15 protein-coding genes are annotated in these 25,912 nt (G+C 73.0%); 8 read left to right on the top strand and 7 right to left on the bottom strand.

The annotated features are described in order from the left end of the window. Positions 1-22: 22 nt before the first annotated feature. Positions 23-2,269 carry a HelD family protein gene (locus tag BLW86_RS11890; protein WP_093874019.1) on the top strand — a complete coding sequence of 749 codons (2,247 nt, stop codon included), beginning with the start codon at positions 23-25 and terminating at the stop codon, positions 2,267-2,269. Here the strand turns inward: BLW86_RS11890 and glgB are convergent. The 5 genes from glgB to BLW86_RS11865 all read right to left on the bottom strand — a co-directional run bounded on the left by glgB (position 2,256) and on the right by BLW86_RS11865 (position 11,382). Further along, entirely contained in the window at positions 2,256-4,487 is a 2,232-nt protein-coding gene (glgB, locus tag BLW86_RS11885) for a 1,4-alpha-glucan branching enzyme (protein ID WP_093874018.1), read from the bottom strand. The two genes, BLW86_RS11890 and glgB, sit on opposite strands and share 14 nt — an antisense overlap. A 375-nt stretch (positions 4,488-4,862) precedes the next feature. Continuing rightward, positions 4,863-6,200, bottom strand: coding sequence for a maltokinase N-terminal cap-like domain-containing protein (locus tag BLW86_RS11880; protein ID WP_093874017.1), 1,338 nt, complete (start codon positions 6,198-6,200; stop codon positions 4,863-4,865). Positions 6,201-6,433: 233 nt separating this feature from the next. After that, on the bottom strand, positions 6,434-8,131 hold the full coding sequence (treS, locus tag BLW86_RS11875; RefSeq protein WP_093874016.1) for a maltose alpha-D-glucosyltransferase: 1,698 nt from the start codon (positions 8,129-8,131) through the stop codon (positions 6,434-6,436). Further along, entirely contained in the window at positions 8,128-10,113 is a 1,986-nt protein-coding gene (locus BLW86_RS11870) for an alpha-1,4-glucan--maltose-1-phosphate maltosyltransferase (protein ID WP_256341285.1), read from the bottom strand. The genes treS and BLW86_RS11870 overlap by 4 nt, the downstream gene beginning before the upstream one ends. A gap of 327 nt (positions 10,114-10,440) precedes the next feature. Continuing rightward, the gene (locus tag BLW86_RS11865) at positions 10,441-11,382 is read right to left on the bottom strand and encodes an SDR family oxidoreductase (protein ID WP_177181630.1); all 942 of its coding nucleotides are present in this window, start codon (positions 11,380-11,382) and stop codon (positions 10,441-10,443) included. A 118-nt stretch (positions 11,383-11,500) separates the two neighbouring features. On the opposite strand from BLW86_RS11865, the gene BLW86_RS11860 reads away from it, so the two are divergent. The 6 genes from BLW86_RS11860 to glgP all read left to right on the top strand — a co-directional run bounded on the left by BLW86_RS11860 (position 11,501) and on the right by glgP (position 20,770). After that, positions 11,501-12,499 (top strand): AraC family transcriptional regulator, encoded by a 999-nt coding sequence (locus BLW86_RS11860; protein ID WP_093874013.1) that lies wholly within the window; start codon positions 11,501-11,503, stop codon positions 12,497-12,499. Between the two features lie 160 nt (positions 12,500-12,659). Further along, positions 12,660-14,090, top strand: coding sequence for a 4-hydroxyphenylacetate 3-hydroxylase family protein (locus tag BLW86_RS11855; RefSeq protein WP_093874012.1), 1,431 nt, complete (start codon positions 12,660-12,662; stop codon positions 14,088-14,090). Beyond that, on the top strand, positions 14,087-15,517 hold the full coding sequence (locus BLW86_RS11850; protein ID WP_093874011.1) for an MFS transporter: 1,431 nt from the start codon (positions 14,087-14,089) through the stop codon (positions 15,515-15,517). The genes BLW86_RS11855 and BLW86_RS11850 overlap by 4 nt, the downstream gene beginning before the upstream one ends. A 116-nt stretch (positions 15,518-15,633) precedes the next feature. Then, positions 15,634-16,719 carry a monodechloroaminopyrrolnitrin synthase PrnB family protein gene (locus BLW86_RS11845; RefSeq protein WP_177181629.1) on the top strand — a complete coding sequence of 362 codons (1,086 nt, stop codon included), beginning with the start codon at positions 15,634-15,636 and terminating at the stop codon, positions 16,717-16,719. A 29-nt stretch (positions 16,720-16,748) separates the two neighbouring features. After that, the gene (locus tag BLW86_RS11840; protein ID WP_093874009.1) at positions 16,749-18,098 is read left to right on the top strand and encodes an FAD-dependent monooxygenase; all 1,350 of its coding nucleotides are present in this window, start codon (positions 16,749-16,751) and stop codon (positions 18,096-18,098) included. Positions 18,099-18,205: 107 nt separating this feature from the next. Continuing rightward, positions 18,206-20,770 carry an alpha-glucan family phosphorylase gene (glgP, locus tag BLW86_RS11835; RefSeq protein WP_093874008.1) on the top strand — a complete coding sequence of 855 codons (2,565 nt, stop codon included), beginning with the start codon at positions 18,206-18,208 and terminating at the stop codon, positions 20,768-20,770. A 237-nt stretch (positions 20,771-21,007) separates the two neighbouring features. Here the strand turns inward: glgP and BLW86_RS11830 are convergent, their stop codons facing one another. Next, entirely contained in the window at positions 21,008-23,029 is a 2,022-nt protein-coding gene (locus BLW86_RS11830; RefSeq protein WP_093874007.1) for a M4 family metallopeptidase, read from the bottom strand. A gap of 255 nt (positions 23,030-23,284) precedes the next feature. Then, positions 23,285-24,190: a TetR/AcrR family transcriptional regulator C-terminal domain-containing protein gene (locus BLW86_RS11825; RefSeq protein ID WP_093874006.1), complete on the bottom strand. Its 906-nt coding sequence runs from the start codon at positions 24,188-24,190 to the stop codon at positions 23,285-23,287. Between the two features lie 125 nt (positions 24,191-24,315). On the opposite strand from BLW86_RS11825, the gene BLW86_RS11820 reads away from it, so the two are divergent. After that, positions 24,316-25,797: an MFS transporter gene (locus tag BLW86_RS11820; protein ID WP_093874005.1), complete on the top strand. Its 1,482-nt coding sequence runs from the start codon at positions 24,316-24,318 to the stop codon at positions 25,795-25,797. Positions 25,798-25,912 lie beyond the last annotated feature (115 nt).

Below are 25,912 nucleotides of genomic sequence, written 5' to 3'. Positions count from 1 at the left end.
CTGTATCGCGCCGGGAGTCGAATTGTCAACCGAGGAATTTCGGAATGAACAGAGATTCATCACCGATCTCTACGCACGACTCGACGACCTGAGGGACCAGGCCGAGGCCGCCGTCGAGCAGGCGCTGCGCACCCCCGGGGTCGGCAGCAGCCAGGGACGGCTCGAACGGGACGTGATGGTCGCCGAGCAGTCCGGGCTGCTCTCCGCGCTCAACGCCGGGGAGAGCGGTCTCTGTTTCGGCCGGCTCGTCTTCAAGGACGGCCGCGACCACCACATCGGCCGGCTCGGCATCCGCGAGGACGACCCGAACCGCACCCCGCTCGTCGTCGACTGGCGCGCCGAGATCGCCCGCCCCTTCTACCTCGCCACCGGGTACGAGCCGATGGGCCTCTCCCGCCGCCGGCACATCACCACCAAGGGCCGCGAGGTCGTCTCCCTCCACGACGAGGTCCTCGACCTCGCCGACGCCACCCGCACCGGCCACGAGAGCCGGGACGCCGACGAGGTGCTGCTCGCCGCCCTCGACGCCGCCCGCACCGGCCGCATGCACGACATCGTGCAGACCATCCAGGCCGAGCAGGACGCCATCATCCGCTCCCCGCACCGCGGGGTCCTCGTCGTCGAGGGCGGCCCCGGCACCGGCAAGACCGCCGTCGCCCTGCACCGCGCCGCGTACCTCCTCTACGCGCACCGCGAGCAGCTCGCCAAGCGGGCCGTCCTCATCGTCGGCCCCAACCCCGCCTTCCTCGGCTACATCGGCAACGTCCTGCCCTCCCTCGGCGAGACCGGCGTCCTCCTCGCCACCCCCGCCGAGCTCTTCCCCGGCGTCCACGCCACCGGCACCGACACCCCGCGCGCCGCCGCCGTCAAGGGCGCCGCCGCCATGGCCGACGCCCTCGCCGCGGCCGTACGGGACCGCCAGCAGGTCCCCGAGCGCGGCGAACCGCTGATCGTCCCGCACGAGGACGGCGACCTGGTCATCGACTGGGACATGGCCCTCGAAGCCCGCCACAAGGCCCGCGAGACCTTCCTCCCGCACAACCTCGCCCGCCCCTACTTCGTCTTCCGCATCCTCGACGCCCTCGCCGAGCAGCTCGCCGACCGCATCGGCGCCGACCCCTACGGCGGCCCCAACTTCCTCGGCCCCGACGACATCGCCCTGCTCGCCAAGGGCATCGCCGCCAACCCCGAGGTCCACGCGGCGATCGACACCCTCTGGCCGCCCCTCACCCCGCAGGACTTCCTCGCCAACTACCTGGAGGACCCCACGCACCTCCCCGAGGAGGACATCGAGGCCGTCCGGCGCACCGGCGGCACCTGGACCCCCGCCGACGTCCCCCTCCTCGACGAGGCCGCCGAACTCCTCGGCGAGGACGACTCCGCCCTCCGCGCCGCCGAGGAGGCCGAACGGCAGAAGCAGATCCAGTACGCGCAGGGCGTCCTCGACGTCTCCTTCGCCTCCCGCACCTACGAGTTCGAGGACAAGGAGGAACTCGACAAGGACGCCTCCGAGGTCCTCTCGGCCCACGACATCATCGACGCCGAACGCTTCGCCGAGCGTCACGAGGAGGCCGACCACCGCACCGCCGCCGAGCGGGCCGCCGCCGACCGCACCTGGGCCTTCGGCCACATCATCGTCGACGAGGCCCAGGAGCTCTCCGCCATGGCCTGGCGGCTCCTCATGCGCCGCAGCCCCAGCCGCTCCATGACCCTCGTCGGCGACCCCGCCCAGACCGGCGACCCGGCCGGCGTCGGCGCCTGGCAGTCCATCCTCGGCCCGTACGTCGAGGACCGCTGGGACCACGTCCGCCTCGGCGTCAACTACCGCACCCCCGCCGAGATCATGGCCGTCGCCGCCGAGGCGCGCCGGGCCGCCGACCCCGGCTTCGAACCGCCCCGCTCGGTGCGCTCCACCGGCGTGGAACCCTGGGACCGGACCGTGGACGACCCGGTGAAGGAGGCCGCCGACGCGGTCGCCGCCGAACTCCGCGAGGAGGGCCGGATCGCCGTGATCGCCCCCACGGAGTTCCACCCGGGTCTGATCGCGGCGCTCCCCGACGCCTCGTACGGCCCGAAGCCCGACCTCACCCGCCCGGTCGTCCTCCTCGACCCCCGCCAGGCGAAGGGCCTCGAATTCGACACCGTCCTCGTCGTCGACCCCGACGGCATCCGGGAGGGCGCCACGCACGGCGTCAACGACCTGTACGTGGCGCTCACCCGGGCCACTCAGCGGATGGGCGTGATCAGGCCGGCCGTCACGCGGGCCTGAGCCAGACCGTCGCCAGCGGCGGCAGCGTCATCCGCACGCTCGACGAACGGCCGTGCCACGGCACCGACTCGGTCTTCACCGGGTCGGTGCCCACCAGGTCCGAGCCGCCGTACCGCGCCGCGTCCGTGTTCAGCACCTCCGCCCAGGCCGCGAACGTGTCCGGGACCCCGACCCGGTAGTCGTGCCGCACCACCGGCGAGAAGTTGCACACCGCGAGCAGCGGCGAACCGAAGCCGTCGTAGCGCAGGAACGCGAAGACGTTGTCGTCGGCCGCGTCCCCCACCACCCACTGGAAGCCCTCCGGAGCGGTGTCCCGCTCCCACAGGGAGGGCGTCGCCGCGTACACCGTGTTCAGGTCCCGGACGAGGTCCCGCACGCCCCGGTGGTCCGCCTCCGCCCCGTACGCCGGGTCGAGGAGCCACCAGTCCGGCCCGTGGTCCACCGACCACTCGCCGCCCTGCGCGAACTCCTGCCCCATGTACAGCAGCTGCTTGCCCGGGTGCGCCCACATGAAGCCCAGGTAGGCGCGGTGGTTGGCGCGCTGCTGCCACCAGTCGCCCGGCATCTTCGACACCAGGGACCGCTTGCCGTGCACCACCTCGTCGTGCGAGATCGGCAGGATGTAGTTCTCGCTGTACGCGTACACCATCGAGAACGTCATCTCGTGGTGGTGGTACTTGCGGTGCACCGGCTCCTTCTGCATGTACTCCAGGGAGTCGTGCATCCAGCCCATGTTCCACTTCATGCCGAAGCCCAGACCGCCGAAGCCGCCCGGCCCCACCTGGTCCGTCGCCCGCGTCACCCCGTCCCAGGCCGTCGACTCCTCGGCGAAGGTGACCACGCCGGGGCAGCGGCGGTAGACGGTGGCGTTCATCTCCTGCAGGAAGCGGACCGCGTCCAGGTTCTCCCGGCCCCCGAACTCGTTCGGCACCCAATCGCCGTGCTCCCGCGAGTAGTCGAGGTAGAGCATCGACGCCACCGCGTCCACCCGCAGACCGTCGATGTGGAACTCCTGGCACCAGTACACGGCGTTCGCCACCAGGAAGTTCCGCACCTCCTTGCGGCCGTAGTCGAACTCGAGGGTTCCCCAGTCGGGATGGTGCGAACGGCGCGGATCCTCGTGCTCGTACAGCGGACGCCCGTCGAACTCCGCGAGCGCCCAGTCGTCCTTCGGGAAGTGCGCCGGCACCCAGTCCATCAGCACGCCGATCCCGGCCCGGTGCAGCGCGTCGACGAGGAACCTGAAGTCGTCGGGGGTGCCCATGCGGGCCGTCGGCGCGTAGAACCCGGTGACCTGGTAGCCCCAGGACCCGCCGAAGGGATGCTCGGTGACCGGCATCAGCTCCACGTGCGTGAACCCGAGATCACGCACGTACGCGGGCAGCTGCTCGGCCAGCTCGCGGTAGGTCAGACCCGGCCGCCAGGACCCCAGGTGCACTTCGTACACGGAGATCGGCGCCTCGTGCGGCGGACGCGCCCCGCGCCGCTCCATCCACTCCGCGTCCTCCCACGTGTGGTGCGACGCGGTGACGATCGACGCGGTGTTCGGCGGGCACTCCGTACGACGGGCCATCGGGTCCGCGCGCAGGGTGTGCGAGCCGTCGGGCCGCGCGATGTCGTACTTGTAGACGGTGCCCTCGCCGATCCCCGGCACGAACAGCTCCCACACGCCCGTCGAGCCGAGCGAGCGCATCGGCAGCGCCGTGCCGTCCCAGTGCGTGAAGTCGCCCGTGATCCGGACCCCGCGCGCGTTCGGCGCCCACACCGCGAAGCGGGTGCCCTCGACGCCCTCGTGGGTCATCGGGTGGGAGCCGAGCGCCGTCCACAGCTCCTCGTGCCGGCCCTCGCCGATCAGATGCAGGTCCAGCTCGCCGAGGGAGGGAAGGAAGCGGTACGGGTCGTGGAGGGCGAGCTCGTCCCCGTCGTAGCGGACGCGGAACTCGTACGCGGGCACCTTGCGCAGCAACGGGACGAACACCGAGAAGAGCCCGTCGCCGTCGTCGTCCATCGTGAGGCGCTTGCCCTTGGTGAGGACGGCGACCTCCTTCGCCCACGGGCGCAGCGCCCGGATGACGACCCCGCCCTTGACCGGGTGCGCGCCGAGCACGGCGTGCGGATCGTGATGCTCCCCGGCGAGCAGCCGGGCCCGGTCGCCCGGGTCGAGCGCCGGCGCCTTCCGTACGGAGCTGGACGTCTTGCCTGCGGAGCGGGCGGTCACGGGGGTGCCTCCTGGGGGCAGGGGAAGGGGGTACGGGTACGGAACGGTGCGATGGTGACGGGGGACACTCGGCCGAACGGGGGGCGGGTCCTGCTTTCGCAGGCGGGGCCTGGTGCGACGCCCACGGAGACTGCTCCGAACGGGTCGGTGCCCACCCACCCCCGTTGTGGGCAGTCGTTCCGCTGGGGCGAGGGGCCCCCTCGCCCCAGCGGAACGACTGCCCACACGGCGGTGGGCGGGAGGGGTACCGCCCAGGCGGGTGCGCGCCCACACGGCGGGGGTGCGGGAGGGGCACCGCCCCGGCGGGCGCGCGCCCGCACGGGGGTGGGCGGGGGCGTCCGCCCCCGTGGGCGCGGTCGGCGTCGGGGTGGAGGTTCACGGTGTCGCCAGGCGTTCGATCGCGGACATGGGGACCGGGAGCCAGTCCGGTCGATGGCGCGCCTCGTACACGACCTCGTACACCGCCTTGTCCGTCTCGTAGGCGCGGAGCAGCGCCGGGTCCGCCCGGGGATCCGCGCCCGCCGCCTCCGCGTAGCCCGTGCAGTACGCCGCCCGGCACCGCGCCGCCCAGTCCGGGTTCCAGGGCCGGTGCGTGCGGGCCGCGTAGTCGAAGGAGCGGAGCATTCCGGCGACGTCGCGGACGGTGGGCTGGGGGCTGCGCCGCTCGTCCAGCGTCTTCGCGGGTTCACCCTCGAAGTCGATGACGGCCCAGGCCCCGTCGGAGCCGCGCAGGGTCTGGCCGAGGTGCAGGTCCCCGTGGATGCGCTGCACCATGCCCCCACCGCGCGCCGCCGCGAACACGGCCCGCAGGCCCGGCACGTGCGGCAGCAGCGCCGGTACCGCCTGGGCCGCCGCGTGCAGCCGGCGGTCCATCGCGGCGGCCAGCTGCTCGGTCTCCGAGCGGGCGAGGCGCCGGGTGGGGAGCGCCTCGGCGAGGGCCAGATGGACCTCGGCCGTCGCGCGGCCGAGGGCCCGCGCCTCGGTGGTGAAGTCCCGTCCGTCGGCGAGCGAGTCGAGGGCGAGCCGCCAGCCGTCCCGGGAGTCCCGCAGGTAGGGCTGGAGGACGCCGAGGGTGGAGGCTCCCGACTCGAACCAGGCGACGGGTGCCGGGACCCGGGCGCAGCCGGCTCCGGCGAGGGCGAGCGGCAGTTCCAGGTCCGGATTGGCTCCGGGACTGACGCGCCGGAAGATCTTCAGGATGAACGAATCGCCATAGACAAGGGACGAGTTGGACTGTTCCGCGTCCAGCATGCGCGGGGCCAGAGCCGGTGGCAGTGCCGTGGTGGCGTGGAAACGGAGGGGGCCCGTGCGGCCCGGGGTGCGGAGTCGTTCGTAGAGGAGGCCGCCGAGCCGCGGATCGCGCAGCCCTTCGTACACGGCCCGCCCGGCGAGCGGCCCCTGCCGGATCCGCCCGATCAGGGCGGGGGCGAGGCGGGGCGGCAGCTGGGACCGTACGCCCAGGAGCACTTGGTAGCAGTCGGCGGGTGTCCCGGCCGGGCGGCCGGGTTGTTCGACCCGTACGAGGAGGTGGAGGAGTCCGGGTCCGGTCCCGTCCAGGGGCAGCAGCTCGGTGGCCGCGTCCAGCGTGAATCCGGTGACCCGGCGGCCCTTGCCCGCGAACCAGCGCTGCCGTGGCAGCCATTCGTGGAGCAGGGGGGCGAGGGACGGGAGGAGGGCGTCCGGGGCCCGGGTGGTGGATGCGGTCTCCGGCATGGCATCGCGTCCTTTCCCCGGGGCGCGCAAGTGGCTTTCGTATGCGTTCAAATGCGCAGAGTGTCCCGGATGGCGGCTGTGACTGTCCGGATGTGCGGGACGTGTCGGAAAGGGAAGATCCGTACGGGTCCGGTGAGTAAACCCGTATGGACCTGAATCGTGTGTCGTTCACAGTGCCCAGGGTGGGACGGGGGAAACCGCCCCACCCGGTTCGAGCGGGAACTGGCTTCCGCTCAGGCCTTCTTGAGACGGAACCAGTAGAAGCCGTGCCCCGCAAGGGTCAGGAGGTACGGCAGCTGTCCGATGGCCGGGAACTTCACCCCGCCGATCAGCTCCACGGGGTGCGTGCCGTCGAAGCGCCGCAGGTCCAGCTCGGTGGGCTGCGCGAAGCGCGAGAAGTTGTTCACGCACAGCACCAGGTCGTCGCCGTCCTCCCGCAGGAAGGCGAGCACGGCCGGGTTGGAAGCCGGGAGTTCCGTGTACGTCCCCGTCCCGAAGGCGCGGTTCTGCTTACGGATCTCGATCATCCGTTTCGTCCAGTGGAGGAGCGAGGACGGCGAGGCCATGCCCGCCTCGACGTTGGTCACCTGGTAGCCGTGGACCGGGTCCATGATGGCCGGAAGGTAGAGCCGCCCCGGGTCGCAGGAGGAGAATCCCGCGTTCCGGTCGGGGGTCCACTGCATCGGGGTCCGCACCCCGTCCCGGTCGCCGAGCCAGATGTTGTCGCCCATGCCGATCTCGTCGCCGTAGTAGAGCACCGGCGAGCCGGGCAGCGAGAAGAGCAGCGCGGTGAACAGCTCCATCTGGTTGCGGTCGTTGTCGAGGAGCGGGGCGAGCCGCCGCCGGATGCCGATGTTGGCCCGCATGCGCGGGTCCTTGGCGTACTCGGCGTACATGTAGTCGCGCTCTTCGTCCGTGACCATCTCGAGGGTGAGCTCGTCGTGGTTGCGCAGGAAGATGCCCCACTGGCAGCCGGAGGGGATCTCCGGGGTCTTCGCCAGGATCTCGGAGACCGGGTAGCGGGACTCGCGCCGCACGGCCATGAAGATCCTCGGCATGACCGGGAAGTGGAAGGCCATGTGGCACTCGTCGCCGCCGGAGCGGAAGTCGCCGAAGTAGTCGACGACGTCCTCGGGCCACTGGTTGGCCTCGGCGAGCAGCACCGTGTCCGGGTAGTGGTCGTCGATCTCCTTGCGGACCCGCTTGAGGAAGGCGTGGGTGGCCGGGAGGTTCTCGCAGTTGGTGCCCTCCTGCTGGTACAGGTACGGCACCGCGTCGAGCCGGAAGCCGTCGATCCCCAGGTCCAGCCAGAACTTCAGCGCGGAGAGGATCTCCTCCTGCACTGCCGGGTTCTCGTAGTTGAGGTCCGGTTGGTGCGAGAAGAACCGGTGCCAGTAGTACTGCTTGCGGACCGGGTCGAAGGTCCAGTTGGAGGACTCGGTGTCGACGAAGATGATCCGGGCGTCGGCGTACTGCTTGTCGTCGTCCGCCCAGACGTAGTAGTCGCCGTACGGGCCGTCCGGGTCGCGCCGCGACTCCTGGAACCACGGATGCTGGTCGCTGGTGTGGTTCATGACGAAGTCGATGACCACGCGCATGCCGCGCTGGTGGGCCGCGTCGACGAACTCCACGAAGTCGGCGAGGTCGCCGAACTCGGGGAGCACGGACGTGTAGTCGGCGACGTCGTAGCCCCCGTCCCGCAGCGGGGACTTGAAGAACGGCGGCAGCCAGAGGCAGTCCACGCCCAGCCACTGGAGGTAGTCCAGTTTGGACGTGATGCCCTTCAGGTCGCCGACGCCGTCCCCGTTGCTGTCCTGGAAGGAGCGGACGAGGACCTCGTAGAACACCGCCCGCTTGAACCAGTCGGGATCACGGTCCTTGGCGGGGGTGTCCTCGAAGGTGTCGGGGACGGGCTCGTTGACGGTCGTCATGATGTGGGTGACCCTCCGGTCTGCGGGGACGGTCGCAGGACGAGGACGTGCGCGGGTGCGACACCCGGTTCCAGGCGCACGTAGCTGGTCCTGCCCCAGTGATAGGTCTCGCCGGTGAGCTCGTCGCGCACCGGCACGGTCTCGTGCCAGTCGAGGCCGAGTTCCGGCATGTTCAACGAGACGGAAGCCTCCTGGGTGTGGTGCGGGTCGAGGTTGACGACCACCAGAACGATGTTCGAACCCGAGCGCTTCGAGTACGCGATCACCTGCGGGTTGTCGACGTCGTGGAAGGTGAGGTTCCGCAGCCGCCGGAGCGCCGGGTGACGGCGCCTGATCCGGTTCAGGGCGGTGATGAGCGGGGTGATCGTCGCCCCGGTCCGCTCCGCCGACTCCCAGTCCCTGGGCTTCAGTTGGTACTTCTCCGAGTCGAGGTACTCCTCGCTCCCCTCCCGCACCGGGGCGTTCTCGCACAGCTCGTACCCCGCGTACATGCCCCAGGACGGCGAGAGCGTCGCCGCGAGCACCGCCCGCACCTCGAACGCGGGCCGGCCGCCCTCCTGGAGGTAGGCGTGCAGGATGTCGGGGGTGTTCACGAAGAGGTTCGGCCGCATCTGCGCGGCCGTCTCCCCGGACAGCTCCGTGAGGTACTCCGTCAGCTCCTCCTTGGTGTTGCGCCAGGTGAAGTACGTGTACGACTGCTGGAAACCGATCGCGCCGAGCGTCCGCATCATCGCGGGACGGGTGAACGCCTCCGCCAGGAAGATCACGTCCGGGTCCGCCCGGTTGATCTCGCCGATCACCCGCTCCCAGAACACCACCGGCTTGGTGTGCGGGTTGTCCACGCGGAAGATCCGGATGCCGTGCCCCATCCAGAACCGCAGCACCCGCACCGTCTCCGCGACGATCCCGTCCATGTCCTTGTCGAACGCGATCGGATAGATGTCCTGGTACTTCTTCGGCGGGTTCTCCGCGTACGCGATCGAACCGTCCGGCCGGTGGTGGAACCACTCCGGGTGCTTCTCCACCCACGGGTGGTCCGGGGAGCACTGGAGCGCGAAGTCCAGGGCGATCTCAAGCCGCAGCTCCCGGGCCCGCGCCACGAAGGCGTCGAAGTCCTCGAAGGTCCCCAGGTCCGGGTGGAGCGCGTCGTGCCCGCCCTCCGGCGAGCCGATCGCCCACGGCACGCCGACGTCGTTCGGCCCGGCCGACAGGGAGTTGTTCGGTCCCTTGCGGTGGGTCTCGCCGATCGGGTGCACCGGCGGCAGGTACACCACGTCGAAGCCCATCGCCGCGACCGCCGGAAGCCGCTCGGCCGCCGTGCGGAAGTTCCCCGGGACCGTCCGCCCCTTCACCTTCCGGACGCCCTCCGAGCGCGGGAAGAACTCGTACCAGGAGCCGAACAGGGCCCGCTCCCGTTCCACCTGCAGCGGCAACGCGGGGGAGGCGGAGAGCAGTTCGCGCAGCGGGTGGCGGTCCAGGGCGTCGACCACCTGCGGGGCGAGCGCCGCCGCGAGCCGCACGGCAGCCGGGCGGGACACGTCGCGCAGCACGTCCGCCGCCGCGAGCACGGCCTCCCGGCCGCCGCCCTTCTTCGGGACGCCCTTCGCGGCCCGCTCGTGCAGCTCGGCCCCCTCGGCGAGGACCAGTTCGGAGTCGATCCCGGCCGGGATCTTGATCCTCGCCGTGTGGCGCCAGGTGGCCACCGGGTCGCTCCAGGCCTCCACGGTGTAGGTCCACGGGCCCTCGACGTCCGGGGTGACCTCGGCACCCCACCGGTCGGTGCCCGGGGCCAGTTCACGCATCGGGGTCCAGGGGCCGGGCCGGCCCGACGGGCCGCGCAGCACGACATTGGCGGCGACCGCGTCGTGGCCCTCGCGGAAGACGGTCGCCGTCACCTCGAAGGTCTCTCCGGCCACCGCCTTCGCGGGGCGCCGACCGCAGTCGACCAGTGGGCGGACGTCCAGTACGGGAATGCGTCCCATGAGCGGATTCACAGCATCACCTGACGGGTTACGGGGGTGCGGGTGGTGGTGCGCTCTTTCTAGCTCCGTCGACGGCCGGCGGGTTGCGGGCATGACGGCTCCTGTCCGCGTTCACTCGAATGGCGGGTCCACAGGGATGAACCGGGATGAACAAGGGGCACGGGGAGACGGGGTCGGGGGTCGTACCGCAGGAGCCTTCCCACGGTTCTCGGGTGGGCAATCCGGCGCTTTGTTAACTACTAGGGCGTAGGGGCGCGGGCAAGGCCGGGACCCGGACAAGAAAAGGGCCCCGCCTTTGTGGGCGGGGCCCGTTCCTCCGTTCCGGAATCAGTGGTGCGGCGCGGCGTCCGGCTCCTCCGCGTCCGACGACCACACCTGCCAGGGCTGCCGGGCCACCCACTCCTCCACCGGGGCCGGTTCCACGCCGAGGACCTCCGACGACACCCCGTCGTCACCCGCCATCAGCAGCGGATCCGCGCCGCTCGCCATGTAGTGGTAGATCCCCGCGACCCCCGCCGCCGTCGCCGGTCCGAGCAGCTGCGTCAGGCCCCGCTCGAACACGGCCGGATCCAGCTCCTCGTACCGCACCGTCCGGCCGAGCCCCCGCCCGAAGGCCGCCGCCAGCTCCCGGCCCGTCAGGGCGCGGTCCCCGCCGATGTCGAAGGTCCGGCCCTCCAGGTCCTCCCGGGCGAGCGCCGCGACCGCCGCCTCCGCGAGGCCCCGGTGCGACAGCCACGCCGTCCGCGCGGACTCCGGCAGCGGATAGGCGAGGACGCCCTCGTCGACCAGGGCGGGCCCGTTCCACGGGGAGAACAGGTTGTCCAGGTACACCGGCGGCCGGAGCACCACCAGCGGCACGCCGCTGTCCCGCAGCACCCGCTCCGCGAGCCGCCGCGTCTCGAAGGCGGGGACGTCCGTCGGACCCAGTGGGAGCCGGGTGTTGGCGTTGAACACCAGTCGCTCCGTGCCCGCCGCGAGCGCGGCCTCCGCGACGTTCCGCGCGTACGCCTCCACCCGCTCCTCGTCGTACACCAGCGGCATCGTGACGAACGCGTGCGTGGCCCCCGCGAAGAGCCGCCGCACATCGCCCGGGACCCCCAGGTCGCCGGCGTGGAAGAGGGCCCCGGGGAGCGGCGGCCGGTCCGCCTCCGGGCGCCGGGTCAGGCCCCGCACCCGGTGGTGGCGCTCGGCGAGGAGACGGGCCACCGCGCCGCCCTGGAAACCGGTCGCGCCCACGACCGCCACCCGCATCGGAATCTCACTGGACATGTGTGTCTGAGGCCCTTCGATAGGCTGTCATCGCTGTCGTGTCGGCGTCCCTCCAGGCTCGCCGTGGCGGCTTCGTCCGTTCAATTAACAAACCGGGGCGGAAGTTGAAGGATCGTCCATGGAAACCGTGGGAACCGACCGTCACGACCAGCGCGACCCCCTCGATCCTCCCCGCGAGGGCGAGCACGAGGACCTGCTGAGCGAGCTCCTCAGACCCCTCCGGCTCACCGGCGTCTTCGACAGCCGCTGGCACGTCCGCGCCCCCTGGGCCATCGAGGGGGACGCCGAACACGGCTGCGCCGTCCTCCACTACGTCGTCGAGGGCCACTGCTGGATCACCGCCGCCGACGAGACCCCCGTCGAACTCCACGCCGGCGACCTCGTCGTCTTCCCCACCGGCGCCGCGCACCGCCTCTCCGACCGGCCCGACCGCCAGGGCGTCCCGCTCAAGGCCGTCCTGCCCGAACGACAGCCCGGCACCTCCGGCGAGATCGCCCTCGGCGGCAGCGGACCCGAGGGCCGCCTCCTGTGCGCCGGGCTCCACTACGACGCCGGCGTCGCCACCGGCCTCTACACCTCCCTGCCCTGGGCCCTCGTCCTCGACCGCCACCAGGTCGACCGCGAACCCCTGCTCCGCGACACCCTCCGGCTGCTCGCCGCCCCCGACCGGCCCGTCGGCCCCGGCGACCGCCTCATCACGCTGCGCGCCTTCGAGATGGCGCTCGTCCTCGCGCTCCGCCCGCTGCTCCGCGACCTCGCCGACAACCCGGCCTCGCTGCCGCTGCTCCGCCACCCCGGGATCAGCAGGGCCGTCGTCATGATGGCGACCCGGTTCGCCGAGCCGTGGACCATCGACTCCCTCGCCCGCGAGGTCGGCATGTCCCGCTCCGCGTTCACCGCCGCCTTCCGCGAGCTCGTCGGAGAGTCCCCCGCCCGGTACCTCTCCGCCCGCCGCATGCAGGAGGCCGGCCGGCTCCTCACCGAGACCTCCCTCCCGCAGTCCGCCGTGCCCGAGCGCGTCGGCTACCGCAGCGCCGTCGGCTTCCACCTCGCCTTCCGCAAATGGTTCGGGATGACCCCCGGCGAGTACCGGTCGGGAGAGGTCAGGGCCGCCTGATCCGCCCCGGTCGGCGCCCCCGCGCCGCCCGACCTGACATCTTCGGGAGCCCCTGGACGGTTCTTAAGGACCCCTGGACGGACGTTCATTGTCCGGCCGGGGCCGCCCGGACAGGCTCGGACCGGCACAGCCGCGACCCCCGAGGAGAGGCGAGACACCGGTGACGAGGTCCGGGCAGGAGTATCTGGAGGGACTGCGCGACGGGCGCGAGATCTGGCTCGACGGGGAGCGCGTCAAGGACGTCACCGCCCACCCCGCCTTCCGCGCCACCGCGGCCTCCTTCGCCGGACTCTTCGACCTCGCCGACGACCCCGTGCACCGCCCCGTCCTCGTCCAGGGCGGGGTGCGCCGGGCCGGGGCCGTCCCCCGCTCGTACGAGGACCTCGTCGCCCGCCGCCGCGCCTTCCGCACGACCGCCGAGGCGAGCTACGGCTTCCTCGGCCGCACCCCCGACTACATGGCCGCCGGCGCCGCCGGATTCGCCGCCGCGCCCGCCGTCTTCACCGGCGGGGACTTCGACGGCGCCGACCACGCCCTCGCCTTCCACCGCCGGCTCGCCGAGGGCGACCTGCACACCGCGTTCACCCTCACCAACCCTGCCTCCGGCCGAGGCGAGGACGACCTCACCCTGCGGGTCGTCGAGGAACGCGACGGCGGGATCGTCGTCCGCGGCGCCAAGACCATCGGCACCGGCGCGGTCTTCGCCGACGAGCTCCTCGTCGGGACCATCGAACCCCTCGCCGACGACGACACCGAGCACGCCGTCACCTTCTCCGTACGGCTCGACACCCCCGGCCTCAAGCTGATCTCCCGCACCTCCTACGAGGAACGCGCCCGGTCCGTCTTCGACCACCCGCTCTCCTCCCGGTACGACGAGAACGACGCGCTGCTCGTCTGCGAGGACGTCTTCGTGCCCTGGGAACGGGTCCTCACCTACCGGGACCCGGCCACCACCGGCGCGATCTGGTGGCGGACCCCCGCCTACCTGAACCTCGTCCACCAGTCCGCCACCCGCTTCTGGACCAAGCTGGAGTTCCTCACCGGCCTCGCGATCCTGATCACCCGCTCCCACGGCACCGAGGAACTGCCGCCCGTCACCCAGGCCCTCGGCCGGCTCCTCGGCATGGTCGCCCAGGCCAAGGCCTTCGTCCTCGCCGCCGAGGCCTCGTACGAGGAGGTCGACGGCGGGCGCGGCGGCGTCCGCCCCGGGCAGGAGATCTCCTTCGCCCAGCGGATCATGGCCGGCGAGCTCTACCCGCGCGCCGTCCAGGACATCAAGCTCCTCGCCGGCGGCGCCCTCGTCCAGCTCCCCGCGAGCGGCCGCGACCTCCTCCACCCCGAACTCGGCCCGCTGGTCCGCCGCTACTTCGCCACCCCCGGCCACCCCGCCGAGGACCGCGTCAAGCTCCTCAAACTCGCCTGGGACGCCCTCGGTTCGGAGTTCGCCGGCCGCCACGAGCAGTACGAGCGCTTCTACCACGGCGCACCGCACGTCTACCTCACCATGCAGACCTGGGCCGGCTCGGCGGAGGAGTGCGAGAACCTCGCCCGCGCCTGCCTCGACGGCTACGGCCTGGGGACGACCCGGTGACGCCGCCACCACCGGGCCCACGGCGCGGAGCGCTCGCCCTGCTCGCCTCCACCCAACTGCTGCTGATCACGGACACCGCGATCGTCAACGTCGCGCTGCCCTCCGTCGGCGAGGACCTCGGCTCCGGCTCCACCGGCCTCTCCTGGGTCGCCAACGCCTACCTCATCGCCTTCGGCGGCCTGCTCCTCCTCGGCGGACGCGTCGCCGACCTCCTCGGCCACCGGCGGGTCTTCCTCGGCGGCCTCGGCCTGCTCGCCGTCGCCTCCGCCGCCGGTGGTCTCGCCCCCGGCGCCGACGCCCTCGTCGCGGCCCGCGCCGCCCAGGGCGTCGGCGCCGCCCTCGCCGCGGCCGCCGCCTTCGCCCTGCTGCTCCTGCTCTTCCCCGACGGCCCCGCCCGGCACAGGGCCCTCGGCGCCTTCGCCGCCATGGGCGGCCTCGGCGGCGTCCTCGGCACGGTCCTCGGCGGCGTCCTCACCGACGCCCTCGGCTGGCGCGCCACGTTCTGGCTGAACGTCCTCCTCGCCGCCGTCCTCGCCGTCCTCGCCCTGCGGATCCTCGACCACCGCCCCGGAGCCGTGCTCCGCGGCGGCTTCGACCTCGCCGGGGCGCTCACCGCCACCGCCGGCCTCGGCCTCGTCGCCCACGCCCTCGTCGGCGGCGCCGAGACCGGATGGCTCACCGCCCGCACCCTCGGCACCGGAGGAGCCGGCCTGGCGCTGCTGCTCGTCTTCGCGGCCGTCGAGACCAGGGCCGCCGCCCCGCTCGTCCCGCCCCAGGCCCTCGCCCGGCCCGCGCTCCGGCTGGCCAACGTCCTCGCCGCGCTCGCCCAGACCACGCTGTTCCCGATGTTCTTCCTGGTGAGCCTCTACCTCCAGAACGTCCTCGGACACGCGCCCCTCGGCGGCGGCCTCGGGCTCCTGCCGCTTTCCCTCGTCGTCGTCGCCGTCGCCCCGCGGACCGGCCGGATGATCTCCCGCATCGGCCTGCACCGGACCATGACCCTCGGCTTCGTCCTGCTGTGCGCCGGAACCCTCTGGCTGGCCCTCGCGCTCACCCCCGACGGCTCGTTCGCGAGCACCGTCCTCGCCCCCAGCCTCCTCCTCGGCGCCGCCCTGCCGCTGGTCATGGTCACCACCAACGTGGCCGCCACCGCCGAGGCCGCGCCCGCCGAGACCGGACTCGCCTCCGGACTCGTCAACACCAGCCAGCAGTTCGGCTCCGTCCTCGGCCTCGCCGTCCTGGTGGCCGTCGCCACCACCCGTACCGAGACCGGCGACACGGCCCGGGCCGCCGCCGAGACCGCCGGCTTCCGCGCCGCCCTGCTCACCGGCGCCGCCTTCGCCGCCCTGGCCGCCCTGCTCTCCGTACGCCTGCGCCTCCCGGCGCGGACCACGGCACCGAAGGACCGGGTGCCCGACCCGTACTGACCCCGCCCCCCACGACGCGATGCCCACCCCATGACCACCCGGCCGGTGAACCGTGTCCCCCCGGCGCACCGAGCCCCGAAGAATAGAGGCCCCCTTTGCTCGGCGACCCGCGTCACATGACCGAGGACATACGCGCCGCCGACCCGCTGGGCGCCGACGCCCTGCTCGCCGCGGTGCCCGCGATGAACGCGCGGGCCGACGCCGCCGCCCTGACCGTCGCCCTGCGCGCCCTGGTCCCCGACCTCGACCGGGCCGCGCAGTGGAGCGTCGGCGGCGCGCTCGCCGCCATGCGGGACCTCGGCATCCTGCTCGGCTCCCTGAAACGGCACGGCGTGCAGCCGCTGCACGCGGTCCCCGAGGCCCTGCCCGTCCTGGAACTCCTCGGCCGCCGCACCGACATGGTGCCCCGCGACACCGTCCACCACTACACGACCTGGAACCCCAAGGGCCCCCGCCGCCGCACCTACACCGGCCACCCCACCGAGGCCCGCCTCCAGGACGCCGTACGGATGGTGTTCCCCGGACTCGTCGCGGCCCTCGACGACTGCGCCCGGGTCGCCCGCCTCGAACCGTACGACCCCGGCTTCGCCACCGCCCTCCACCGGATCGCCGGGCACGTGCGGGCGATGGTGGACTCCATCGACCTCACGGTCGCGCAGGTCCCGCCCGAGTACTTCGCGCTCACCCTCCGCCCCTACTTCGAGGAGGTCGAGATCGCGGGCCGCGACTACCTGGGCCCGGCCGCCGCACAGGTCCCGCTCTGGCTGGTCGACCTGACGCTGTGGCAGTGCGACCGCTCCGACACCGCCTACGACGCCTTCCTCGCCGAGTCCCTGCCGTACGCCCTGCCGTCCTGGCGGGCCTTCCACGCCCGGCACCGCGGCGGGATCTCCGCCGTCGGCAAGCTGTCGGCGGCCGTCAGCTGGGAGGGCGCCGACCGGCTGCCGCCCACGCTCACCGCCTCGGCCGAGGCACTAGGCCGCGTCCTGCGGATCCTGAAGACCTTCCGGGCCCGCCACCTCGGCATCGCCCGCAAGGCGTACGGCGACGACGTGCGCCTGTACGAGGAGGGCAGCGGCGGCGCCCCCGTCGCGCTGCTGCGCTCGATCCTGGACCTGACCAGGGAGAACGAGACCATGGTGCGCCGCGCGACCGAGCGGCGCCGCCCCGCCGTGACCCCCGTCGGCCCCACGGCCGCGTGACCGCGCGACCGCGCGAAGGAGCAGCCCTCATGTCCCCCCACGTCGTCACGTCCCCCCACACCCGGACCTACCCCGGCCACAGCCCCCACATCGTCATCGCCGGCGGCGGCATCGCCGGTCTCACCGCCGCCCTCGCGCTGCACGCCGCCGGATTCGAGCGGGTCACCGTCGTCGAGGCCGCCGCGGCCGTCCGCCCCGTCGGCGCCGGACTCAACCTGATGCCGAACGCCGTCCGCGAACTCGACGCGCTCGGCCTCCTCGACGCCCTGGAGGCAGGCGCCCTGCGCACCCGCGAACTGCGCTACTACCACCGCTCGGGCGGCCTGATATCCCGGGAACCGCGCGGACTCGCCGCCGGCTACCGCTGGCCCCAGCTGTCCGTCCACCGCGGCCACCTCCAGCAGGTCCTGGCCGGCGCCGTCCGCACCCGGCTCGGCAGCGCGGCCCTGGTCACGGGCGTCAAGGTGACCGGCGTCGAACCCCTCCCGAACGGGCGGCCCCGGCTGCGCCTGGAGCACCGCGAAGGACCCGTCCGGGGTCGGGCCTCCCTCGAACCGGACGTCCTCGTCGGCGCCGACGGCATCCGCTCCGCCGTCCGCGCCGCCCTCAACCCGGCGGAGGGCGGCCCCCCGTGGAACGGGATGCTCGTGTGGCGGGGCGTGTCCCGGATGCCCGCGCGGGCCGTGGGCTCCTTCATGCTCATCGCGGGCGACGACCGGCAGAAGGCCGTCGTCTACCCCATGGGCCGGCCCACCGGACCCGGCCGCGAGGTCCTCGTGAACTGGGCGCTCGCCCGCCCCGCCGACTCCCCGGCCGCCGCCGGCGAGGAGCGGCTCCGGGGCGACTGGAACCGGGCCGTCCCCGTCGAGACCTTCCTCCCGTACTACGAGGGCTGGGAGTTCGACGGCGTCAGCGTCCCCGCCGTCCTGCGCGCCGCCGACACCGCGCACGAGTACCCGATGGTCGACCGCGACCCCCTCGACCGGTGGACCCACGGCCGCACCACCCTCATCGGCGACGCCGCCCACGCCATGTACCCCATCGGCTCCAACGGCGCGACCCAGTCGATCGTCGACGCCCGCGCCCTCGCCCACGCCCTCGCCCGGCACCCCGACGACCCCGCCGAGGGCCTCGCCGCGTACGAGCGCGAGCGCCGCCCCGCCATGACCGCCCTCCAGCACGCCAACCGACGGCTCGGCCCCGAGGTCGTCATCGACCTCGCCCACGCCCGCGCCCCGCACGGCTTCACCGACATCCACCAGGTCATCCCCGCCGAGGAACTCGCCGCCATCGCCGGCCGGTACGCCGCCACCGGCGCCTTCGACCCGGCCACCGTCAACCAGGGCTCCCCGTACGACGTGGCGGTGCCCACCGCCTGACGCCCCGTGGCCCGACGGGCGGGCGTGCCCTACCGTCGGAGCGGCACGCCGGACGCACAGCGTGGTGCGCCCGCTCCGCTCCGTACTCGCCTGCGAAGGTGGACAACGTGAAGGCAATCCGTCGATTCACCGTGCGTCCCGTCCTCCCCGACACCCTTCGACCCCTCGCCGACCTCGCGCACAACCTGCGCTGGTCCTGGCACGAGCCCACCCGCGCGCTCTTCGAATCCCTCGAACCCCCCTCTGCGGCGGCACTGACCGGCGCCGACCCCGTCCGGGTCCTCGGCGCCCTCGAAGCGCCCCGGCTCGCCGCGCTCGCCGCCGACCAGGACTTCCTGGCCCGGCTCCGCGCCGCGGCCGAGGACCTCGACCACTATCTGCACGCCCCCCGCTGGTACCAGGGCCGGCCCGGCGACGCCCCGGCCGCCGTCGCCTACTTCTCGCCCGAGTTCGGCGTCGCCGCCGCCCTGCCCCAGTACTCCGGCGGCCTCGGCATCCTCGCCGGCGACCACCTCAAGTCCGCGAGCGACCTCGGCGTCCCGCTGATCGGCGTCGGCCTGCTCTACCGGCACGGCTACTTCCGGCAGTCCCTCGGCCGGGACGGCTGGCAGCAGGAGCAGTACCCCGTCCTCGACCCCGGCGAACTGCCCGTCACCCTGCTCCGCGAGGCCGACGGCACCCCCGCCCGGATCACCCTCGCCCTGCCCGGCGGCCGCAGCCTGCACGCCCACCTGTGGATCGCCCGGGCCGGTCGCGTCCCGCTCCTCATGCTCGACTCCGACGTCGAGGAGAACGCCCCCGGCGAACGGAGCGTCACCGACCGGCTGTACGGCGGCGGCAGCGAGCACCGGCTCCTCCAGGAGATGCTCCTCGGCATCGGCGGCGTCCGCGCCGTCCGCACCTACACCCGGCTCACCGGCCACCCCGCCCCCGAGGTCTTCCACACCAACGAGGGCCACGCCGGCTTCCTCGGCCTCGAACGCGTCCGCGAACTCCAGGGCGAGGGGCTCGACTTCGACAGCGCCCTGGAGATCGTCCGGGCCGGGACCGTCTTCACCACCCACACCCCCGTCCCGGCCGGCATCGACCGCTTCGACCGGTCCCTCGTCGCCCGCCACCTCGGCGACGACGGCGCCCTCCCCGGCGTCGACCTCGGCCGGATCCTCGCCCTCGGCGACGAGACCCCGCTCGGCGGCGAACCCGGCGTCTTCAACATGGCCGCCATGGGCCTGCGCCTCGCCCAGCGCGCCAACGGCGTCTCCACCCTCCACGGCGCCGTCAGCCGCTCCATGTTCGCCGGACTCTGGCCGGGCTTCGACGCCGACGAGGTGCCGATCACCTCCATCACCAACGGCGTCCACGCCCCCACCTGGGTCGCCCCCGAAGTGGCCCTCCTCGACCCGGACGCGAGCGACCACGACCTGTGGGAGCTGCGCCGCACCCTCCGCGAACGGCTCGTGGCCGACGTACGGGAACGGCTGCGGGCCTCCTGGCGGCAGCGCGGCGCCGCCGAGGCCGAACTCGGCTGGACCGAGACCGTCCTCGACCCCGACGTCCTCACCATCGGCTTCGCCCGCCGCGTCCCCTCGTACAAGCGGCTCACCCTGATGCTGCGGGACAAGGACCGGCTGCGGGCCCTCCTCCTCCACCCCGAGCGGCCCGTGCAGCTCGTCGTCGCCGGCAAGGCCCATCCCGCCGACGACGGCGGGAAGCGGCTCGTGCAGGAACTCGTCCGGTTCGCCGACGACCCCCGCGTCCGGCACCGGATCGTCTTCCTGCCCGACTACGGCATGGAGATGGCCCGCGGCCTCTACCCCGGCTGCGACGTCTGGCTCAACAACCCGCTGCGCCCCCTGGAGGCCTGCGGCACCAGCGGCATGAAGGCCGCCCTCAACGGCTGCCTCAACCTCTCCGTCCTCGACGGCTGGTGGGACGAGTGGTTCCGGCCCGAGTTCGGCTGGGCCATCCCCACCGCCGACGGCGCGGCCGCCGCCGACGAGGACCGCCGCGACGACCTGGAGGCCGCCGCCCTCTACGAGCTGATCGAGCGCCGGGTCGCCCCCCGCTTCTACGACCGGGGCCCCGACGGGGTGCCGGCCGCCTGGACGGCCATGGTCCGGCGCACCCTCGCCGACCTCGGCCCGAAGGTCCTCGCCGACCGGATGGTCCGCGAGTACGTCGAGAAGCTGTACGTGCCCGCCGCCGGCGCCCACCGGGCCCTCACCCCGGCCCGGGCGCGGGACCTCGCCGCCTGGAAGGCCCGGGTCCGGGAGGCCTGGCCCAGGGTGGCCGTCGACCACGTCGAGATCGGCGACGGGCTCGCGGACGACCTCGCCGACGCGGAGCTGGGCGCCACGCCCGTCGTCCGGGTCCGGGTGGCGCTCGGCACGCTCGGCCCCGACGACGTCGAGGTCCAGGCCGTCACCGGCCGCGTCGACGCCGACGACACCCTCGCCGCCACCCGGACCGTCACCCTCAAGCCGGCGGGCGGCCCCGACCTGGAGGGACGGCTGCCCTACGCGGGCACCCTGGAGCTCGACCGGACGGGCTCCTTCGGCTGCACGGTCCGCGTCCTGCCCGCCCATCCGCTGCTCGCCCGGCCGGCCGAGCTCGGCCTCGCGGCGCTGCCGTCGGAGACGACGGGGGAGGGGGCGGGGGTGTTGCTGAGGTAGCTCCTGGGGGACCTTCGCCTTGTCGGCGAGGTGCCCGTCGACGAGGCACAGCCGGTACACCGGGATCGCGGCCGGCTCGTGGACCGGGCCCGGCACCGTCGCGCGCGGCTCCTCGGCCGTGCCGGGCCCGTCGAGCCGGGGCGTCCGGATCATGCCGCCCGGGGTGTGCACGGGACGCGGACGCGCGGGCGCCCGGAGGGAGAGATCCCTCCGGGCGCCCGCCCCGTGTGGTGTGGCTTACGGGAAGGTCAGCTTGAAGCTGTTGATGTAGCCGGTGTCGATCGACGCCTTGTCCTGGACGCGGAGCTTCCAGGCACCGTTGGCGACCTCGGTGGAGGCGTTGACGGTGTACGTCTGGTTGATGTTGTCGGCGCTGCCGCCGGCCCGGTTGCTCAGGTTGTAGACCGAGCCGTCGGGGGCGATGAGGTCGACGACCAGGTCGCCGATGTAGGTGTGGACGATGTCCACGCCGACCTTGAGGGTCGAGGGCGCGTTGCCGGTGATGCCGGTGACGTTGACCGTCGAGGTGACCGCGACGCCGTTGTCCGGGATGGACACGTCGGCGTCGTTGGTGAACACCGTGCCGCCGCCCGGGTTGCCGCCGGGGCGGGTGCCGACGTTGACGGCGGCCCAGGCGTTCTCGACGGCCGTGACCTCGGCGCTGCCCGCGCCGTACAGGTCGGTGGCCGCCGCGACGGTGCCCGTGCGGGCGCCGGCGTAGTTGGTGTTCGAGCTGAACTTGGTGGTGAGCGCCTTGAACCAGATCAGGCGGGCCTTGTCGATGCCGATGCCGGTGACCGGGAGGCCGTCGGAGGTCGGCGAGTCGTAGTTCACGCCGTTGACGGTCTTGGCGCCGCTGCCCTCGGAGAGCAGGTAGAAGAAGTGGTTCGCCGGGCCCGAGGAGTAGTGGACGTCGACGCTGCCGATGCCCGAGTACCACGCGTCCTTGGACGCGCCGTCCTTGCTCGGCTTGTCCATGTAGCGCAGCGGGGTGCCGTCGCCGTTGATGTTGATCTTCTCGCCGACGAGGTAGTCGCCCTTGTCGTTGGCGTTGTTGGCGTAGAACTCGACCGCCGCCGCCATGATGTCCGAGGTGGCCTCGTTGAGGCCGCCGGACTCGCCGCTGTAGACCAGGCCGGCGGTGTTGGAGGTGACGCCGTGCGTCATCTCGTGCGCGGCCACGTCGATGGAGGTGAGCGGCTTGGTGTTGCCCGAGCCGTCGCCGTACGTCATGCAGAAGCAGGAGTCGGACCAGAAGGCGTTGACGTACGCGTTGCCGTAGTGGACGCGGGAGTACGCGCCGACGCCGTCACCGCGGATGCCGGAGCGGCCGTGCACGCTCTTGTAGTAGTCCCACGTGAGGGCGGCGCCGTAGTGCGCGTCCGCGCCCGCGGTCTCCTTGTTGGAGGGGAGGCCGTTGCCCCACGTGTCCGTGGTGTTGGTGAACAGCGTCCCGGTGCCCGACGTACCGCCGTTGAGGTTGTACGTCTTGTGGTTGCCGCGCGTGGTGTCGGTCAGCGAGTACGAGGGCGCCGTGCCGAGGGTCACCTGGCCGCTGTACTGCGTGTTGCCGATGCCGGTCTCGATGGCCTGCCACTCGTAGAGCTTCGCGCCGGTCTGCGCGTCCGTCACGACGTGCAGCTCGTTCGGGGTGCCGTCGTGCTGGAGGCCGCCGACGACGGTCTCGTACGCGAGGACGGGAGCGCCCTGGGCCATCCACACGACCTTGCGCGGGGCGCGGTCGGCGGTGGCCTTCTTCGAGCCCTCCGCGGCGGCGCGGCCCAGGGCCTGCTTCTCGGCGGCGGCCGGGGCGACGTCGGCGGCGAGGTCGACGTTCTTGAGCTCGGCGCGGCTGGACTTGATGACCCCGGTCGTGGCGCCGGCCTTGGTCTCGTCGACGATCAGGTCACCGCCGAGGACGGGCAGTCCGGCGTAGGTGCGCTCGTAGCGCGTGTGGGTCGTGCCGTCGCGGTCCTGGACGACGTCGCGGACGACCAGCTTCTCCTGGGCGCCGAGGCCGAGGGACTTGGCCGTGGCGGCCTTGTCGGCGTCGGCGGCCTTGATGAGCGCGGCGCGCTGGGCGGGGGAGAGGTCGGCCGGGAGCTTGCCCGGGTTGACCTTGCCGATGGACTGCGCCGCGGGGGCGGCACCGAAGGTGCCGGCCGAGGCGGTGCCGGACTGGACGCCGAGGGTGAGCATGGCGGCGGCGGCGATCAGAGCGCCGGTCGCGGTGGCACGACGGCTGGGCGTGGATCTCACGCAGACTCCTTAAGCGAGGGGGGTACCGGCGGACTTGGGTTGGGCCCGTCCGGGCGGAGCAAGGAGAGCTGTGGAGCGGGTACTTGTGACGCGGAACCCGGCGGATCGGGGCCCAGGGGGTCCGAACCCGTTCGGGTGACGCGGTGAACGGTGGTGCGAAGAACCGGGGAGAGAGTGACAGGAATGACGGGGACCTGTCAGGACCGCGGCGAGAAGTTGGCCGGAAATCGTCCGCTGTCCGAATGTCCGTGTTCGTTAACCGGACATTTCCTCGATCATGGTCGCGATGCCGTCCAACGTTCTGCGGAGCCCGAATTCGAAGAGGCTTTCCAGGCTGAGCTCGAAGCCGCCGTCATGGGCGAGGGCGTCGAGGAAGGGGTACGGACCACCCGACTGCATCGCGTCGAACCGTGGCTCATTCTGTTCCATCCACTCGCCGTCCGACAGGCCCGTGTCGAGCCGCGCCTGCTCCTCCAGGTCGTCCGCCATCGCCAGCCCCTGGACGAACGCGAACAGCGTCAGATGCGCGTGCAGCTTCTGCGAGGACGTCAACGGCGTCTCCCACAGCACCGCGAGCACCCACTCCGTGTACGCCATCGCGTTCGGCGAGGCCACCGGCCGCGTGAACGAGGCCATCGCCTGCGCCATCCACCGGTGCCGCCCGTACACCTCGCGCAGCCAGCGCGCCGCCCGCTCAAGACCCGGCCGCCAGTGCGCCGGCACCGGTCCCAGCGGCACCTCCCCGCACGCCTCGTCCGTCATCAGCCGCACCAGCTCGCCCTTGCCCGGCACATGCCGGTACAGCGCCATCGCAGAGGTCTCCAGCACGGTCGCGAGCCGGCGCATCGTCAGGGCGTTCAGGCCCTCGGCGTCGGCGAGTTCGAGCGCCGTCCGGACGATCCGGGTCCGGGTGAGGGTCGGGGCCGTGCCCTGTCGCGCCCGCCCCCTGTCCGCCACCACCGTGCCGACGCCCGGCTCCACGCGGACCAGGCCCTCCTCGCGCAGCGCCCCCAGCGCCTTCGTCGCCGTCGCCATCGCCACGCCCCACTCGCGCGTGATCGCCCGCGTCGACGGCACCCGGTCACCCGGGGCCAACTCGCCGCTGTGGATGCGGCGTCGGATCTCGGCGGCGATGGACAGGTAGGGCGGCTGCGTCGGCATGGGCCGGCAGTGTACTAGTGCGCCGTTTCGGTGTACGCGGCCATGAGCTGGGGATCTCTGGGGTCCGGTGCCGGTGTACTAGGGCGTGCGTGGTCTTGTACGCGGGGAGTTGCTTCGCTGCCCGCATGTCACTCACCGCGCCTCCTCGGACCGCTCCGGCCGCACGCGCCGGCCGGCGTGAATGGACCGCCCTCGGCGTCCTCATGCTCCCCCTCCTCCTCGTCTCCATGGACGTCTCCGTCCTCTACTTCGCCATCCCCTCCATCGCCGCCGACCTCCGGCCCGGCGCGACCCAGCAGCTGTGGATCCTCGACATGTACGGCTTCGTGCTCGCCGGGCTCCTCGTCACCATGGGCGCCCTCGGCGACCGCGTCGGGCGCCGCAAGCTCCTCCTCTTCGGCGCCGCCCTCTTCGGCGCCGCGTCGGTCGCCGCCGCCTACGCCCACAGCGCCGGCGCCCTCATCGGCGCCCGCGCGCTCCTCGGCGTCGCCGGAGCCTGCCTCATGCCGTCCACGCTCGCCCTGATCCGCACCCTCTTCCAGGACCCGGCCCAGCGCGCCAAGGCCGTCACCCTGTGGACCACCGTCATGGCGAGCGGCATCTCCCTCGGGCCCGTCGTCAGCGGCGCGCTCCTCGAGCACTTCTGGTGGGGGTCCGTGTTCTTGATCAACCTGCCCGCGATGGTGCTGCTGTCGGCGCTCGCGCCGGTGCTCCTCGCCGAGTCCAAGGGGGATGCCGGGGGGGCGCGGTTCGACGTCCTCAGTGCCGGGCTTTCCCTCGGTGCCCTGCTGCCCGTGATCTACGGGATCAAGGAGCTCGCCAAGGGCGGGTGGGAGCCCGTGCCCGGGGCGGGGATCGCCCTCGGGGTTCTCCTCGGGGCCGTCTTCGTGCGCCGGCAGGCGCGGCTCGACCATCCGGTGGTCGACCTGCGGCTCTTCCGCACCCCGGCGTACGGCGGCTCCCTGCTCGTCAACCTGCTCGCCATGGCCGCGACCGTCGGCTTCGCCGTCTTCCTCACCCAGTACCTCCAGTCCGTACTCGGGCAGAGTCCCCTCGAAGCCGCCCTGTGGAGCCTCGTCCCCGCCGGCGGCGTCATGGTCGCCGCGCCCCTCGCCGCGGCGCTCGCCCAGCGGGTGGACCGGGCGTACGTCATGGGAGGCGGGTTCCTCGTCTCCGCCGGGGGCTTCGGATGGCTGGTCACCGTCGACCGCGCCACGCCCTTCTGGGTGGTCCTCGTCGGCAGCGCCGTCTACGCCGCCGGGCTCGTCTCCGCGATGACCCTCGCCAACGAACTCGCCCTCGGCGCCGCGCCGCCCGAGCGCGCGGGCGCCGCCGCCGCGGTCCTCGAATCCGGGTCGGAGCTGGGCGGGGCGCTCGGGATGGCCGTCCTCGGGTCCGTCGGGGCGGCCGTCTACACCGCGGCCATGCCCTCTTCGGCGCCGGCCGCCGCGCGGGAGACGTTGGGGGGTGCGCTGGGGGGTGCTCCGGGAGTCGTCGAGGCTGCGCGGAGTGCCTTTGTCGAGGCCATGTCCGGGGCGGCTCTGGGGGCCTGTGTGCTGATGCTCCTCGCTGCAGGGGTGGCGCTGCTGCTGCGGCGGCGGACCTGAGCGGGGTCGTCGGGGACGGGCGGGGGGTCGCGTTCGGGACTGCGTGATGCACGGCGCCGGGGCGCCACACATCACGCTTCACGTCCCGAACGCGACCCCCTGCCCGTCCCCCGCT

It is taken from the genome of Streptomyces sp. TLI_105 (assembly GCF_900105415.1).
Taxonomy (GTDB): Bacteria; Actinomycetota; Actinomycetes; order Streptomycetales; family Streptomycetaceae; genus Streptomyces.
The sequence above is the reverse complement of the archived record's forward strand: the minus strand, read 5'-3'. Positions and strand labels throughout refer to the sequence as shown.

Coding starts and splice junctions, on each gene's coding strand:
- BLW86_RS11880 (WP_093874017.1), bottom strand. CDS start 6,200: ATGCCGGAGACCGCATCCACCACCCGGGCCCCGGACGCCCTCCTCCCG.
- treS (WP_093874016.1), bottom strand. CDS start 8,131: ATGACGACCGTCAACGAGCCCGTCCCCGACACCTTCGAGGACACCCCC.
- BLW86_RS11870 (WP_256341285.1), bottom strand. CDS start 10,113: ATGGGACGCATTCCCGTACTGGACGTCCGCCCACTGGTCGACTGCGGT.
- BLW86_RS11865 (WP_177181630.1), bottom strand. CDS start 11,382: ATGTCCAGTGAGATTCCGATGCGGGTGGCGGTCGTGGGCGCGACCGGT.
- BLW86_RS11860 (WP_093874013.1), top strand. CDS start 11,501: ATGGAAACCGTGGGAACCGACCGTCACGACCAGCGCGACCCCCTCGAT.
- BLW86_RS11845 (WP_177181629.1), top strand. CDS start 15,634: ATGACCGAGGACATACGCGCCGCCGACCCGCTGGGCGCCGACGCCCTG.
- BLW86_RS11840 (WP_093874009.1), top strand. CDS start 16,749: ATGTCCCCCCACGTCGTCACGTCCCCCCACACCCGGACCTACCCCGGC.
- BLW86_RS11825 (WP_093874006.1), bottom strand. CDS start 24,190: ATGCCGACGCAGCCGCCCTACCTGTCCATCGCCGCCGAGATCCGACGC.
- BLW86_RS11820 (WP_093874005.1), top strand. CDS start 24,316: ATGTCACTCACCGCGCCTCCTCGGACCGCTCCGGCCGCACGCGCCGGC.